Genomic DNA, 1,107 nt, shown 5'->3' on the forward strand with positions numbered 1-1,107 from the left:
TAGACTTCCATCCTTGCTATTGATGCTTATATTCCCTATCATTTTTCGCTTAAAACTAACGGATTTAACTTTATTAATGTTTGAAGGAGACTGTCAGGTAACACTATTTCTGCTATTTTATTTAGTGATGACTACCATGTGGGGAAGGAAATGGATGAAATAATGATTGGAGATATTCTCTTTACTCCACAAAAGAGAATGATCAATAAACGGGGTTCTTTGATAAAAATGAGGAATAAAGAGTCTGAAGTGTTATCTTTATTATGCCATAATTATCCAGACTCTCTCACCCGTGATGATATTGAGAAGGAGATATGGGGAGATAGCTATGTAACAGATAACACACTAACACAAACAATTAGTAACTTGCGTAATGCATTAGATGATAAAGCACATGAATTAGTGACGACTATCCCCAAAAAAGGATATTGCATTGGTATTAAGCCGATTTTTATTTCAAGTAAAGAAAAAGAAAGAGGTGGTGGGGGGAGAGTAGATTGTCTTGATGTTGTTAAAAATAATGAATACATTTTATCCGGCGTTGGTTTTCGTTATAAAGTTGTGTTACTGGCAGTGTTTATAAGTTGTTTTTTTACTTCGTTATATGTGACATTAAATTCCCATGCAATTAAGATATTACATCCTACAATTACTCCTATATTAATAGGTTTGGATGACACGCTAGATGAAGTTTTCTTATCCACACACCGCAAGGCACCCTACGTTTACTTAAAGAAAACAAAACAGGGTGAGTATATTGCTTGTAAATATCAAACTGGGGAGCTGATATGCGAGCGAAAATAATATTTATTTTGATCTTTAGTGTTTTTATATCAATAGGATTAGGGTATGGCACTGGGCGTATATATTCTTATATTCACCCAATGAAACAGATTGAAGGCTATTGGGAGGTGAACTATTGTTTTAATCATTCACCTAACATTTATCATGTTTACTCCAGAGTTAATATTATGGGGCGAGAGATAAACTCATCTGCCGATGTGTATGGTGAAAACCATGATTTGAAAGCACGGCGTAATATTGTCTTTCGTGTGGTTGATGCGAGTAAAGGAGTTTTTATCGGTGATGTTTTATCTCTATCAATAT

Annotated in this window: 2 protein-coding genes; both read left to right on the plus strand. The window is 34.3% G+C overall.

Features of this window, described 5'->3' with window-relative positions; translation table 11 throughout:
• Positions 1 to 150: 150 nt before the first annotated feature.
• On the plus strand, positions 151 to 804 hold the full coding sequence (locus V1952_RS22020) for a winged helix-turn-helix domain-containing protein (RefSeq protein ID WP_420075572.1): 654 nt from the start codon (positions 151 to 153) through the stop codon (positions 802 to 804).
• On the plus strand, positions 789 to 1,107 hold a 319-nt coding region (locus tag V1952_RS22025; protein ID WP_420075573.1), incomplete at its 3' end, for a hypothetical protein. The genes V1952_RS22020 and V1952_RS22025, both read left to right, overlap by 16 nt.

This window comes from Yersinia sp. 2542 StPb PI (assembly GCF_048593855.1).
Taxonomy (GTDB): domain Bacteria; phylum Pseudomonadota; class Gammaproteobacteria; order Enterobacterales; family Enterobacteriaceae; genus Yersinia; species Yersinia enterocolitica_E.

Bases quoted from the DNA above. Each gene is read 5' to 3' on its own strand.
- V1952_RS22020 (WP_420075572.1), top strand. From the start codon at position 151: ATGGATGAAATAATGATTGGAGATATTCTCTTTACTCCACAAAAGAGA.